9 protein-coding genes and 1 pseudogene are annotated in these 14,455 nt (G+C 45.7%); 5 read left to right on the top strand and 5 right to left on the bottom strand.

Going from position 1 to position 14,455, the window contains the following annotated elements:
• The first annotated feature begins 140 nt into the window (after nucleotides 1–140).
• Nucleotides 141–1,616 (top strand): annotated as a pseudogene (locus WA381_RS00400) (diguanylate cyclase domain-containing protein).
• 119 nt (nucleotides 1,617–1,735) lie between these two features.
• On the opposite strand, the gene WA381_RS00395 reads toward WA381_RS00400, so the two are convergent.
• Both WA381_RS00395 and WA381_RS00390 read right to left on the bottom strand, forming a co-directional pair.
• Complete coding sequence (locus WA381_RS00395) at nucleotides 1,736–1,945, bottom strand: hypothetical protein (protein WP_014950597.1); 210 nt, start codon at nucleotides 1,943–1,945, stop codon at nucleotides 1,736–1,738.
• A 71-nt stretch (nucleotides 1,946–2,016) separates the two neighbouring features.
• Nucleotides 2,017–2,865 carry an SPFH domain-containing protein gene (locus WA381_RS00390; RefSeq protein ID WP_014950598.1) on the bottom strand — a complete coding sequence of 283 codons (849 nt, stop codon included), beginning with the start codon at nucleotides 2,863–2,865 and terminating at the stop codon, nucleotides 2,017–2,019.
• Nucleotides 2,866–3,052: 187 nt separating this feature from the next.
• Between WA381_RS00390 and WA381_RS00385 the strand changes: the two genes are divergently transcribed.
• Together WA381_RS00385 and WA381_RS00380 are read left to right on the top strand one after the other, a co-directional pair.
• Entirely contained in the window at nucleotides 3,053–4,336 is a 1,284-nt protein-coding gene (locus WA381_RS00385; protein ID WP_156086872.1) for an ABC transporter substrate-binding protein, read from the top strand.
• Between the two features lie 55 nt (nucleotides 4,337–4,391).
• Nucleotides 4,392–7,064, top strand: coding sequence for a hybrid sensor histidine kinase/response regulator (locus WA381_RS00380; protein WP_156086873.1), 2,673 nt, complete (start codon nucleotides 4,392–4,394; stop codon nucleotides 7,062–7,064).
• A gap of 213 nt (nucleotides 7,065–7,277) precedes the next feature.
• On the opposite strand, the gene WA381_RS00375 is transcribed toward WA381_RS00380, so the two are convergent.
• Genes WA381_RS00375 through pepA form a run of 3 tightly spaced genes read right to left on the bottom strand, consistent with a single transcriptional unit; the run spans nucleotide 7,278 to nucleotide 12,022 of the window.
• Nucleotides 7,278–10,052, bottom strand: coding sequence for a valine--tRNA ligase (locus WA381_RS00375; protein WP_156086874.1), 2,775 nt, complete (start codon nucleotides 10,050–10,052; stop codon nucleotides 7,278–7,280).
• 35 nt (nucleotides 10,053–10,087) lie between these two features.
• Complete coding sequence (locus WA381_RS00370) at nucleotides 10,088–10,510, bottom strand: DNA polymerase III subunit chi (protein WP_156086875.1); 423 nt, start codon at nucleotides 10,508–10,510, stop codon at nucleotides 10,088–10,090.
• A 6-nt stretch (nucleotides 10,511–10,516) separates the two neighbouring features.
• The gene (gene pepA, locus WA381_RS00365) at nucleotides 10,517–12,022 is read right to left on the bottom strand and encodes a leucyl aminopeptidase (RefSeq protein ID WP_014950602.1); all 1,506 of its coding nucleotides are present in this window, start codon (nucleotides 12,020–12,022) and stop codon (nucleotides 10,517–10,519) included.
• A gap of 263 nt (nucleotides 12,023–12,285) precedes the next feature.
• Between pepA and lptF the strand changes: the two genes are divergently transcribed.
• Nucleotides 12,286–13,386, top strand: a complete 1,101-nt coding sequence (gene lptF / locus WA381_RS00360; RefSeq protein ID WP_049588260.1) for an LPS export ABC transporter permease LptF — start codon at nucleotides 12,286–12,288, stop codon at nucleotides 13,384–13,386.
• A complete protein-coding gene (lptG, locus tag WA381_RS00355; RefSeq protein ID WP_014977294.1) occupies nucleotides 13,387–14,448 on the top strand; it encodes an LPS export ABC transporter permease LptG in 1,062 nt (353 codons plus the stop codon).
• Nucleotides 14,449–14,455: the final 7 nt, after the last annotated feature.

The raw sequence follows: 14,455 nt of genomic DNA, 5'->3' as shown, positions 1-14,455 counted from the left end.
GCTGCATGCACCTGCAGCTTTTGGCTATTTTTTATACTAAAGTCTATTATATAATATAAACCTTCTTTTCCAATTAACGTTGATTCGCCAATGTACCAAGGAAAACAGTACATACTGACGCTTTCAATTGGTGTAGTGCAATGAGCATCGACAATGTTAACTTGTTCAATCTATTAGAAAATACGCAAATTGGCGTAGTCATTCACAATGCTACTGGCGTTGTAGAGTATGCCAATCCCGCTGCGTTAACGCTGCTTCGATTAAGTATAGATAAACTTAAAGAGAAAAGCTTAGACGTGGACTCCTGGGAGTTCATTGACATGCAAAACAGAAAAGTACCTTACCACGAACTTCCCATTGCCCAGGTGCTTGCTACTAGCACCGCTATAAATAACCGAATATTGGGAACGATAAATAAAGATACCGATAAAATAACGTGGTTTAATGTCAACGCATATCCCGAAAAGTACAAGGTCAATGGCAGTTCACCGTCTTTTGTAGTGGTTTATTTCACTGATATCACGGCAAAGATTAGTGATTTCTCTTACAAAGATATTGTTCAACATTCACAAGATATGATTTTGGTAACGGAAGCTCAGAATATCGATGCCCCGCTTTCTCCTAAAATCATCTATGCAAATGAAGCATTGTGTAAACATACTGAATATAGTCTTGAGGAGTTATTGGGTGAGACACCTCGCATTTTTCAAGGTGCCCTAACCGACAAAGCCTCTACGCTGCGTATTCGGCAGTCACTTATTGATCAACGCCCATGTACCGAAACACTTTTAAATTATACGAAGTCTGGCACACCTTTCTGGGTTCAAATGAACATATTCCCGCTTACCAATGAATTTGGTGAAGTAACCCATTTTGCAGCTGTTCAGCGTAACGTTAGCGAAATGAAGTTCCAATCTGAACAGCTAGATAAGCGCAATTCAGAACTTAAGAAAATAAAGCAGAACTTAGAAAGCTTGGTTAACCATCGAACCAGCGAGCTTCGTTCAGCCAATCATAAATTAGAGAAACTGGCATATTATGACGCGCTTACGAACATTCCAAATAGACGGGCATTTCTAGACGCATTTGCAAAGTCGTTAAACTTCGCAAAACGCAATGGACATGCAATGTTGATTGGCATCGCCGATGTAGATCACTTTAAGGCTATTAATGATAGTTATGGCCACGGATTTGGCGATGACGTATTAACCATCGTTGCTCAAACAATGTAGCAATTTTTTCGTCAAGAAGATGCCATTGGGCGCATAGGTGGCGAAGAGTTTGCGTTCTGTATGGTACTAACAAGTCCAGTCTCCCCTCGCCAACTATTAGACAGATTTCGCGAGAAAGTCAGCATTCTCCATGAAACCCATCCTCCGTTGAAAGGAAGACAAGTTACCCTTAGTTTGGGGGCGGTATATGTAAGCGACTTAAAAGAGGCAAGCATAAAGCAACTACTTTGCGATGCAGATGAAGCCCTTTATAGAGCCAAAAATAAAGGTCGCAATACCATAGAGTGCGAATGTTATGACGATATCGATAACGAAGGGTTAGAACCCTGTGAAGATGGTAGAGCTGGCACAGAGTCTCATTCTAAACCTCATCATGTTACGTAAAAGCTAATATTGATTCGTGGTAACGCTACATGAGCATATTGCTCACTACGGCTCACCTTTAATAACCTAAATCGTTAGCTTATCAGCTCAGCATCGATTTGGCTGTCCAGCCACGTTGCTCAGTTTTCTCCCCCGTCAGGCGGCTCAATACCTTCAACCTCTACTACCACTTTTTCTACCAGCTTCACTCTTCCCTGCTTCACTAGCGCTTGTCTTAATACATACTCTATTTGCGCATTTACACTTCGCAAGTCATCGGCAGCCCATCGCTCCATGGCGGCAAGTACATTTTCATTTATCCTAAGTGGATACGCTTTTTTCTTTGCCAAAATCACAAACCTTATGTGCCGCAGTGCATCACTGCGGCACTACAATTTCAAACTTAAATTAAAAAAACGAGCTAGTAGATTGTACCTGTATTAATAACCGGTTGCGTCGACTTATCACCACACAGCACAACTAATAAATTACTTATCATCGTCGCCTTACGCTCTTCATCAAGCTCTACTACACCCTTTTCATTTAATCGCTGAAGTGCCATTTCTACGGTTCCCACAGCACCATCTACAATTTGCTTCCGGGCAGCCACAATAGCTGATGCTTGTTGACGCTGAAGCATGGCACTTGCGATTTCTTGCGCGTAGGCAAGGTGGCTGATACGAGACTCCAAAATTGTGATCCCAGCTTTCGCAAGGCGAGCTTGGATTTCTTCTTGTAAACGCGCTGATATCTCTATTGGGTGACTACGAAGTGCGACTTCCGCTTGCTCGTCGTCACGTGGATCGTAAGGAAAGCTACTTGCCATATTGCGGATCGCGGACTCACTTTGAATTCGCACAAAACTTTCGTAATCGTCTACGTCAAACATTGCTTCAGCAGTATCGCTCACTTTCCACACGACAATAGAGGCGATTTCAATGGGGTTTCCTTGATTGTCGTTAACTTTAATTCTGGCACTTTCAAAGTTTCTTATGCGCAGAGAAATATTAGCTCTACGGAACAAAGGAATTGTCCAGCGTAATCCAACATCAGAGACAGTACCTACATAGCTGCCGAAAAACGTCATGACCTTTGCTTGGTTGGGTTGCACCATGAAATAGCCCAACCACAAACTTCCCACTAAAACGCTTAGAATTACACCAGCTTCGGGGTTACCCGACACTGCATAGAAAAACGTAGCAACCTGTGCGACTAGCAAAACACAGATCATCAAATAACCGTTTACCGAAAACCCTTTCTTTTCTTTCATACCACTCACCTTTGATATCATTTTGATATCTTTATAATACAAAATTTAACTACTCGCTAATTTTGATGTGTTACCAAATATGTCAAAGCAACATTTTATTTTTAACTATGGGGTAACATTTTTTGGTAACTCTATGAAATAGATGCCAGAATAATGGAGGGTCATCGTTTACTATGGACGTACGTTAATGCCTCCAAACTCAGATAAAAACGTCGCTTCTTCTTTCCAGCGCCGTACCTTATTAAAGGGCGGTCTCGCCTTTGGTCTTACTGCGGGCATTACCCCTTTTTCAATCGGAAAAGAAAAACCGACGCTGCGCGTATTAGGCACACATGTCACGCTTCAGGAAGCCATTCGTCAGCGCGCCATGGAAGACTTAGGCATTAATATTGAGTTTGAGCCAGGTGGCAGTGCAACCGTTCTTCAAAAGGCGTCGATGAACCCCACGTCATTCGACCTTTATGAGCAGTGGTCTAATAGCATTAATGTATTGTGGCGCGCTCACGCTATTCAGCCCATAGAGAAAAAACGCCTTCAGTATTGGGAAGAAATAAACGATTTAAGCAAGACCGGAAAACTTACCGAGAAAGCGCGAATGGGCGCTGGCGACGCACCGCATAAAATTATTAATGTTCAGGACGACGGCACACTAGGTGCCAACCATACTGACACAATTAGCTTTTTACCTTATGTGCACAATGTTGACTCTTTTGGCTATGACACATCAAAGTTACCCAACGAACTGCAAGGGCAAGAAGAAAGCTGGGGCTGGCTTTTAGACAGTCGCTATTCAGGAAAAGTGGGCATAGTTAACGACCCCACTATCGGACTTTTCGATTTAGCACTTGCCGCACAAGCTAAAGGATTCATTCAATTCCAAGACATCGGTGCCATGACCGAGTATGAACTTGATGATTTGTTTAGCTTACTTATAGAGTTGACTCAGTTAAACCATTTCAATGGATTCTGGACCTCGGTCCCTGAGTCTGTTGAGTTCATGAAAAGTGGACGGGTTGCAATCGAAAGCATGTTCTCGCCTGCGGTCTCTGCACTGAACGGTCAAGATATTCCGGTTACGTTTGCGGCACCGAAAGAAGGCTACCGCGGATGGCACGGTGTAATGTGCATGTCCTCTGCCACACAAGGTAGAATAAAGGACGTGGCTTATGAGTATATGAATTGGTGGCTGTCGGGGTGGCCTGGCGCATTTATTGCCAGACAAGGCTACTATATTTCCAACCCTAAACGTTCAGCTCAATATCTTTCAGACGCCGAATGGAATTACTGGTACAAAGGGCAAGTAGCATCAGAGCCGCTAAAAGGGCCCGACGGAAATATTAGTGTTAGACAAGGCGCCCAGCGCACTGGTGGGAGTTATGAAGAGCGTTTTAGTAATGTTGCCGTATGGAATACCGTTATGCCAACCTACGAATACAGTTTGCAGAAGTGGTACGAATTCATCACTGCATAATGTTGCGTTAAGTAAAAACCCATAACGTTAATGGAATAAGGCTTTTTTAGTTCACATGTTATCGTCAATTCGAATTCAGCTTATCACCGTGCTACTCGCTCTTATAGCGCTTATATTGGCACAGGGGTTTATTGCTAGAGAAAACCAAGAAGTCCTAAACAAAGGCGTGGCATCAGCGTCAAAGGCAGTAGTTGATGTTGCACTTGTTAAGGAACTTGAACGGGATGTGGTGGACTTACAGCGCAACGTGCTCATATTCAAAGAGAATGCGAGTAAATCAGCCATTACTCGCTTCAGTCGACTCATGGTGACTATTAACACCAAACTCGACAAGTTAGCCCTGGTAGACGAAGACAAGGAAATACAGGAAGACAACCATATCCTTTCAAGAATGAAGGAGCACCTTAACGCCTATCAGGAGAATTTTACTCAAGTTGTCGATGCGCGTTCTGAAAGGGATAACCTCATAGCAAGAGGCACCCTATCTGATATTACGTTACTGGAAAAGATACTGAGTGACGCTAAAACAAACGGAGATATCTCTGCTGCCTCTGAAGAACAGGCAAAGACGCTTCTTATTCGGGCAGAAAATGCGATGTTGAAATATCTGATGAAACCCGACATGGGTTTTATTCGAGCATTCAACGAAGCCGCAGATTCACTACGAAAATTAACGCTAACGAAAAATACATCCCTTCAGGAAAGAGTGGAGCGATTGTCGGAAAAAATTAAAGCCGATTTCGTTAAGCTAACCCAGATAACCCAAGGTAATTTATTCTTGGTTAACGTAGTCATGGCGGGTTCTGCCAATGAATTTCTCTATTTAAGCGGTGAGCTGGCCAAAAAAGTAACCACAGACTCTGAAATTGCGACTCAACGCACCTACACACTGGCTGAAAGCACACAGCGTAACGGAGAGTTATTTTCTCTTGTTGCCATTCTACTCGCCCTCTCAGCCGCGCTGTTTGCCATGTTTCGCATATTGGGCCCTATCCGCTCTATCACTCAAGTTTTCAACAAACTTGCCCAAGGCGTACAAATTTCCAATATTCCTGGCAGCAGCCGAAAAGATGAGATTGGCAAGCTAGCAAAAGCGGCGCTTGTTTTTAGTGATAAAAACCGAGAGACAGAAAAACTGCTAGATGAAGCAAGAACCATGAACTCTCAGCTTGAAAGCTTAAATAAAGCGATTACTGAGGCGAAAATAAAAGCGGAGCAAGCAACCGCGTCAAAGAGTATGTTTTTAGCCAATATGAGTCATGAAATCCGCACGCCGATGAATGGCATTATCGGGCTAATAGAACTGGCGCAACAGCAAGAGCTGTCCACTACTGTTAAAGGGTATCTCGACAAGGCAGCGTATTCTGGGCAAATATTACTGAGCGTAATTAACGATATTCTCGACTTCTCAAAAATTGAAGCGGGTAAATTGAAGATTGAGGAAGTGAGCTTTTCTTTGCATTCACTGTTCGACAACCTCATTGCAGTCATTGCACTACGCGCAAAAGAAAAGAACTTATCGGTGCACTTTACGGTAAACCCAAAGATACCTCCGCAAGTAATTGGCGACCCACTGCGTATTGCCCAAATAATTATGAACATAGGCAACAATGCTGTGAAGTTCACCGAGCAAGGGCGTATAGATATTGAGTTTGATGGCAGCCTGAATGAAAAAGGGAACGTGTTAAACCTTACCATGCGAATCACCGATTCCGGCATAGGTATGAGTGCAGCCCAGCTAGATAGAATATTTAAGCCTTTCACTCAAGCAGACGGTTCAACCAATAGAAAATACGGCGGTACCGGCCTTGGCCTTGCGATTGTAAGCCAGCTTACTGAACTTATGAACGGCCGCCTTGATGCCACTTCTACTATGGGAAAAGGCAGTACGTTTGAAGTTGAACTGCCGCTGAAAGCATTTAAAAACCAACCTGGCGTGCTTGAACAAACACCTCAGCTACCTGTTGATAGCCTTTATGTTACTGAAGCAGCATTGCTGCCTGCGGCTTATTGCAACCAAATACAGCTGCCAACTAAATCAACGCTATCAATAGAAGATGCCAAAAATATCGCCGCTTTACCTGAACATATCATTGTAGATATCCATGAGTTCAGTGAATTCAGACAGAATATTGCTTGGTTAAACGCCTTGCTAGAAAAAGGGAAGTCGGTAGGCCTGGTAATGGAAAGTGCAGGCAGCGCGCTACAAGCTAAATATGACACGCTATGGAAAGGTCCACTTATCATGCATCCATTCACACCTGCGCAATTTGAGCGTTTTGTTCATCAGGTGATATCTAAAGATGCAAGTTATGATGGACATCATTTTAGTGAAGAAGCGGAAGCAACGTCGCTAGAAGGCCACGTTCTATTAGTGGAAGACAATAATATAAATCAACTCGTCACCGGAGAAATGCTTACCAATCTTGGGCTTACTTTCGATATTGCAGAAGATGGCAAGCAAGCCGTGCAAAAAGTAGAAAATGCCCCGCAGTACGACCTAATATTGATGGATGTACAAATGCCGGTGATGGACGGTTATGAAGCAACCAAACAACTCCGCGAAAAAGGCTTTACTGGCGTACCTATTATCGGCCTTTCGGCTAATGCAATGAAGGAAGATAAACAAAGCGCGATAGACGCCGGTATGAACGACTACCTCACCAAGCCAATAAAGCAAAAATCATTGATAGGCATGTTAAAACAGTACTTAGGCAAACAGCTCTAAACGCCAACGTAAAGATAGGTTCGTATACCAATTCGCATAAATAGTTACCCACTCAATAGGCGCTGGCAAGCTTCCTAGCGAAGTGTGAGAATGCAGGAACGGCTTTCGAACAAACGCGCTATGTTTAGGGCCTGTTAAATCGCTAATAAAAAAGGGCTACCTTTCGGTAACCCTTCTAATTTGTATCGATAAACCCCGTTCTAGGGGCTGCACTTAAAGCGCTTTAATGGTCTCGAACTGCTCTTTAAGTTTGGCTAGGGCTTTTTCACCCTCTTCCAACTTAGCGCGTTCCTTTTCAATTACTGCTTCTGGCGCATTACTTACGAACTTCTCATTACCCAACTTACCACGAGTACGAGATACGTCTTTCTCGATTTTCTCCATGGCTTTAGTAATACGAGCAAGCTCAGCGTCTTTGTCGATAAGCCCTGCCATCGGGATAAGAATTTCCATCTCGCCCACTAGCGCTGTCGCGCTGGCTGGTGCTTCTTCACCGTCTTTCAATATAGTCACGGTTTCAAGCTTAGAAAGCTTATCGAGGAATGCCTTAGCCGCATCAAGACGACGTGCGTCTTCGTCGCTTACGTTTTTAAGTAGCGCATTAAGCGGTTTGTTTGGTGAGATATCCATTTCACCACGGATATTACGAATACCCACGATAAACTTCTTCACCCACTCGATATCGGCAAGCACTTTGTCGTCTTGTTTCGCTGCATCAACTTCAGGGAATGCCTGAACCATAATGCTTGCGCCCTCTTCCACCTTAAGCGCACTTAGTGGCACAACGCGCTGCCAAATTGTGTCGGTGATAAATGGCATTAGCGGATGCAACAAGCGAAGCAGGCTTTCAAGCACGTTGATAAGCGTATGACGTGTACCGCGCTTTTCAGCTTCGGTGCTATCGTCATTATTAAGCACTGGCTTAGTAAGCTCTAGATACCAGTCACAGAACTGGTTCCAGGTGAACTCGTAAACGGTTTGCGCCGCAATGTCGAAACGATAGTCTTCAAGCGCTTTTTCAAACTCAACCAGCGTTTGTTGGAACTTAGCCCAAATCCAGCGATCGGCCATGCTAAGTACCATTTCGCCGCCGTCACGACCTGTATCGTGCTCTTCTGTGTTCATCAATACGAAACGCGATGCGTTCCAAATCTTGTTACAGAAATTGCGGTAGCCTTCAACACGAGCCATATCAAAGTTAATATCGCGGCTGGTTGACGCCATGGCTGCAAAAGTAAAGCGCAGTGCATCTGTACCGTAGGCCTGAATACCATCAGGGAACTGTTTACGGGTACGCTTGGCAATCTTCTCAGCAAGCTGAGGCTGCATCATTCCCGCGGTGCGTTTAGTGACTAGCGACTCAATATCAATACCGTCAATCAAATCGATTGGGTCAAGCACGTTGCCCTTCGACTTTGACATTTTATCGCCGTTCTCATCGCGGATAAGACCAGTAATGTAGATGTCTTTAAACGGAATTTTGCCCGTGAATTTTTTCGTCATCATGATCATTCTGGCAACCCAGAAGAAAATGATGTCAAAGCCGGTTACTAGCACTGAAGACGGCACGAAGGTTTCTAGATCTGGCGTTTCTTCTGGCCAACCCATGGTGGCGAACGGCCATAGTGCACTTGAGAACCAGGTATCTAGTACATCGTCGTCTTGTGAAAGCGTTACGTCACTGCCAAGGCCGTGCTTCTCGCGCACTTCTTCTTCAGTGCGACCAACAAAAACGTTGCCGTTTTCGTCGTACCACGCTGGAATGCGGTGTCCCCACCACAGCTGACGCGAAATACACCAGTCTTGAATGTTGTGCATCCACTGGTAGTAAGTCTTGTTCCAGTTCTCTGGCACAAAGCGAATTTCGCCGCTTTCAACCGCTTCAATAGCAGGCTTAGCAAGAGACTCAACGGCTACATACCACTGGTCAGTTAGGTATGGTTCGATAACTGCGCCAGTTCTATCGCCGCGCGGCACTTTAAGCTTGTGCGGCTCAATCTTAACCAATGCGCCTTGTGCGTCTAAATCAGCAACAATTTGCTTACGGGCGTCGAAGCGATCTAAACCACGATACGCTTCTGGCGCATCATCATTAATTTTCGCATCGTCGGTAAGAATGTTGATCATAGGCAAGTTATGACGCTTACCCATGTCGTAGTCGTTGAAGTCGTGAGCAGGGGTAATTTTAACGCAGCCTGTACCGAATTCTTGATCTACATAGTCATCGGCGATAACCGGAATTAAACGACCAGTAATCGGTAGCTTAATTTCTTTGCCGATAAAGCCTTGATAACGCTCGTCATCTGGGTGAACCGCAACGGCAGTATCACCTAGCATAGTTTCAGGGCGCGTTGTTGCAACCACTAGCTCACCGCTACCATCTGCAAGTGGGTAGCGCATGTGCCACATGTGGCCGTCTTCTTCTTCGTTCAGTACTTCAAGATCAGATACTGCAGTGTGAAGCACTGGATCCCAGTTAACCAAACGCTTACCACGGTAAATAAGGCCTTCTTCGTGTAGTTTAACGAACACTTCCGTTACGGCTTTAGACAGGTCTTCGTCCATGGTGAACACTTCGCGAGACCAGTCAGGTGACGTACCTAAACGGCGCATTTGACCGGTGATCGTACCGCCACTGTGTTCTTTCCATTCCCACACTTTCTTGATGAAGTCTTCGCGACCTAAATCGTGGCGCGTCTTGCCTTCAGCGTTAAGTTGGCGTTCTACCACCATTTGGGTAGCAATACCGGCGTGGTCAGTACCCACTTGCCAAAGCGTATTGTCGCCTTTCATGCGGTGATAACGGGTTAAGGCGTCCATAATGGTTTGTTGGAAACCATGACCCATGTGAAGGCTACCGGTCACGTTTGGTGGCGGAAGCAAAATACAATAAGGGTCGCCGCTACCTGAAGCTTTAAATAAACCCGCCTCTTCCCATGACTTGTAGCATTGCTGCTCGATGGACTGCGGTTCGAAGGTTTTATCCATTACACACTCTCAAATTGAAGCTAAACGCGAATGACTTACGCAGATTTGAACTGCATGTTGCATCCAGCTTGCTGATAGTTTTTGTATCTTACCCGCGCGGCCTGTTTGGCATTCTCGTCCACGGGTACAAAATCGATGATTTGACGATGCTGGTTGGGTGAAGGCACCATACCGGAACCCACATTAACCACCATTTGTCGTCTGGCTACCTGCTCTGGCCGCCAACAAATTTCCACCGGCGTTCCCGATTGTGGCCCTTCACCATAAAGATTATGAGGCACAAAGCGGTCAGCCGGCAGCTGCCACAACAATTCATCAACTTCTTCAGCCTGCGCCTGTGTATCGCACAGCACGCTAATCTTTTGCTTATTGGCAAACGCTGATGCAATAACTTCGCTGGCGCGGCCTGCCACACCATTGTCACTGCTGGAAAGTTGATAAAATATCACTTGTGGCATGAATGATTAGTCCTCTAGCTTGATATCAGCGCGGTTCATTAGGAACTGAGACAGCATAGGCACTGGACGGCCTGTTGCGCCTTTGTTCTTACCACTGCGCCATGCCGTACCGGCAATATCAAGGTGAGCCCAGTTGTATTTCTTAGTGAAGCGCGACAAGAAACAACCCGCCGTAATTGACCCTGCTGGGCGACCACCTAGGTTCGTCATGTCGGCAAACGGGCTTTCAAGCTGCTCTTGGTAATCGTCCCATAGCGGTAAACGCCATGCGCGATCTGAGCTTTGCTCTGACGCATTAAGTAGTTCATGAGCAAGCGGGTTGTGCGTGCTCATTACAGCTGTTGCATGGTGACCAAGTGCGATAATCGCTGCGCCAGTTAGCGTGGCTACATCAATCACTAGCTCTGGGTCGAAGCGCTCTACATAGGTTAGTGCGTCGCACAATACCAAACGGCCTTCGGCATCAGTGTTTAGCACTTCAACGGTTTGACCCGACATAGTCGTTAGAATGTCACCCGGACGGTACGCTTTGCCATCTGGCATGTTTTCACAGCCTGCCAATACACCAATAACGTTAATTGGCAGATTCAGCGCCGCGATAGTGTGCATGGTACCCAGTACGCCTGCAGCACCACCCATGTCGTACTTCATTTCATCCATGGCTTCGCCTGGCTTAATTGAAATGCCGCCTGAATCGAACGTAAGGCCTTTACCTACAAGCACAATTGGGGCTTGATCAGCTGGGCCACCGCGATGATGCATAATACTCATCATACTTTCATTGTCTGAACCACGGCCAACAGCCAAATACGCTTGCATACCAAGCTCGGCCATTTGGGTTTCATCAACGACTTCAGCGGTTACGCTGTCGTACTGGCTGGCAAGCTCCTGCGCTTGCTGCCACAGATACGCTGGGTTACAGATGTTTGGCGGCATGTTAGCCACGTCTTTGGTCACTTTCGCACCGCGAGCAACCGCTAAACCATGCTCAACTGCACGTTCACCAACGGTAAGTTCACGGCGTGTAGGTACGTTAAATACAATTTTACGCAGTGGGCGACGTGGCTCACCTTTCTTGGTTTTAAGCTGCATAAAGGTGTAAAGCGTGTCTTCAGTTGCTTCTACTGCCTGACGTACTTTCCAGTAGGTATCGCGACCTTTAACGTGAAGCTCGGTAAGGAAACATACCGCTTCCATTGAGCCTGTTTCATTCAATGTTTGAATGGTTTTGGCAATAATGTTTTTGTACTGGCGCTCGTCTAATTCGCGCTCTTTACCACAACCGACTAGAAGCACGCGCTCGCTCAGTACATTTGGCACGTTGTGTAACAACAACATTTGACCGGCTTTACCTTCAAGGTCGCCGCGGCGTAACAAGTTGCTGATATAACCTTCACTGATTTCGTCTAGCTGTTCAGCCACTGCCGTTAGGCGGCGCGGCTCGAAGACACCCACAACAATACATGCGCTGCGTTGCTTTTCAGGACTGCCACTTTTTACACTAAACTCCACGATATCACCTCGCTTTTCGTCGTTTATGGTTTGCACGATGACTAAAATCACGTAACGTTTCGCGCTGCTTTATGTTTTAATACGCAGCATAACTTTTTAGTTCGCTGCAATTCACGCTTAAAGACCTATTGAATATAGGTTAAATTTGCGTCAAAACACCATGCAAACGGTTTATGATTGCAGGCAAAACTTGTAAAAACGGTAAGTTTAAACAAAATTGTGCTTTCTTTCACTAAAATTCCTAATTTTCCGGAAGGGCTGAGATGCTGATATTCCGCTATTTACTTAAGGAAACGCTGAAATCTCAGTTAGCGATTTTCTTTATCCTAATGGCAATTTTTGTCACCTTGCGATTTGTGCGCGTTTTGGGCGACGCCTCAGACGGTGATATTCCCGCTGGGCTAGTGCTTGGCTTCCTAGGTTTATATGCCCCTATCCTCTCTTCACTAGTGCTGCCTATCAGCGCCTATTTGGGCATTATGCTGGCACATGGCAGGCTGTATGTAGACAGTGAAATGACCGTAATGCGAGCCTGTGGTATCAGTGAATGGTATGTAACGCGGGTAATGCTGTTCTTGTCTGTACTTATCATGATAGTCACAGGCGCAATTACCCTTTATTTCGCGCCAATGGCTGCAGAGAACGAATATCAGCTGCGAGAAAAAGCCAGAAATGAGGCGGGAATATCAGCGTTAATGCCAGGTAGATTCCAGCAAACCGGTAACGAAAAAGCGGTTATTTTTGTTCACGATGTAGACAATAACGATAAGCTACAACGTGTGTTTTTATCGCAAAATCAAACAGACGATAGCGAAGGCGACGTGCGCGTTGTGTATGCGCAAACTGGTGAAGTGGCTAATAACCCTGACGGCACGCGAAACCTTGTATTGAAAGAAGGGGTACAGTACGAAGGAAAGCAATCTGAAAAAGCTTTCCGCAAAGTAGAATTTGACGAATACCAAATTCAGATTGCCGATAAACCTGCTGACGAAACTCGTCGTAAGGTAAGCGTACTGCCTACTAACGAACTGTGGGAAGACGACAGTATTGAAGCCAGAGCCGAGCTTCAGTGGCGTATTGCCATACCGCTTTCCATTCCGTTTTTAGTACTAATTGCTGTGCCGCTAAGCGCAGTCGACCCGCGTCAGGGGCGCTTTGGTAAAATGTTCCCTGCCATCCTGCTTTACTTGGGATACTTCTTGCTGCTACTGGCAAGTAGACGAGTGTTAGAAGACGGCAAAATGCCACCTCAACTTGGCTTATGGTGGGTGCATACCATCATGCTGATCATTGGTGTTATGTTGATTGTACGAGACAGAAAAACCGGCACAGAGCTGCGCGCTTGGATATTGGGGAAAAAGTAGATGTTTAAGATCCTCGATTTATATATCGCCCGCACGCTGTTAGGCACTATTACCGTTACGCTTAGTGTACTTATTGGCTTAAGCGCGCTTATTAAATTTGTAGAACAGCTGCGAAAAATTGGCGAAGGCGACTATGACATGCTGGTCGCTTTTATCTACGTATTGCTAAGCTTGCCTCGCGACCTAGAGCAGTTCTTCCCTATGGCAACCTTGCTAGGCGGCCTTATTGGTATGGGCGTACTGGCTAGCAATAGCGAATTGGTAGTGATGCAGGCCGCAGGTATGAGCCGCTGGAACATCATAAACTCAGCCATGAAGTCGACCCTTGTAATGATCTTATTAGTGATGGCCGTTGGCGAGTGGGTCACCCCGTACAGTGAAACCAAGGCAAAACAGATAAGAACTGAAGCCATTTCAGGCGGTAGTTTATTTTCTTCCGATAAGCTGGTGTGGGCAAAGGATGGCGACCGATTTGTAAGCATAGGTCAGGTGTTAAGCCAAGACTCTCTCAAAGATGTGAGCATATTTAGCTTTAACCCTGACTTGTCGCTAGAGAGCATTACTCACGCTAAAAATGGGGCCTTCGACGGCGACGGTTGGTGGCTAAGCGACGTTGAAGTAACCAAGTTTACTGAAACGAATGTTACGGTAGATGAAAATAACCGCATGCGTTGGAATTCAACACTGACACCAGACAAATTAGGCATTGTTGCGGTTAAGCCAGAGGCTTTATCTATTACTGGGCTGCTGGATTACGTGAACTACCTAGAAAATAACGACCAAGACCCATCTCGTTATCAACTCGCCTTGTGGCGCAAGGTATTCCAACCTATTTCGGTAGGCGTAATGCTGTTAATGGCATTGTCATTCATCTTTGGCCCGCTGCGTAGCGTTACCATGGGCGCTCGCGTGATCATGGGCGTACTGACAGGCTTCGGTTTCTTTATTCTTAACGAAGTATTTGGGCCAGTGAGTTTAGTCTATCAGCTGCCACCATTCCTTGGCGCCTTACTGCCTAGCTTATTGTTTGCGGCTATTGCAGGGGTAATGTTGAGGCGTTGATCAAGCT

It is taken from the genome of Alteromonas sp. CH_MED4-4, from assembly GCF_037029575.1.
Classification (GTDB): domain Bacteria; phylum Pseudomonadota; class Gammaproteobacteria; order Enterobacterales; family Alteromonadaceae; genus Alteromonas; species Alteromonas macleodii.
This window is presented reverse-complemented; position numbering and strand designations above follow the sequence as displayed.

Excerpts from the sequence above, each read along its gene's own strand:
- WA381_RS00375 (WP_156086874.1), bottom strand. The coding sequence starts at position 10,052 with ATGGATAAAACCTTCGAACCGCAGTCCATCGAGCAGCAATGCTACAAG.
- WA381_RS00385 (WP_156086872.1), top strand. The coding sequence starts at position 3,053 with ATGCCTCCAAACTCAGATAAAAACGTCGCTTCTTCTTTCCAGCGCCGT.
- WA381_RS00370 (WP_156086875.1), bottom strand. The coding sequence starts at position 10,510 with ATGCCACAAGTGATATTTTATCAACTTTCCAGCAGTGACAATGGTGTG.
- lptF (WP_049588260.1), top strand. The coding sequence starts at position 12,286 with ATGCTGATATTCCGCTATTTACTTAAGGAAACGCTGAAATCTCAGTTA.
- lptG (WP_014977294.1), top strand. The coding sequence starts at position 13,387 with ATGTTTAAGATCCTCGATTTATATATCGCCCGCACGCTGTTAGGCACT.
- WA381_RS00380 (WP_156086873.1), top strand. The coding sequence starts at position 4,392 with ATGTTATCGTCAATTCGAATTCAGCTTATCACCGTGCTACTCGCTCTT.
- WA381_RS00390 (WP_014950598.1), bottom strand. The coding sequence starts at position 2,865 with ATGAAAGAAAAGAAAGGGTTTTCGGTAAACGGTTATTTGATGATCTGT.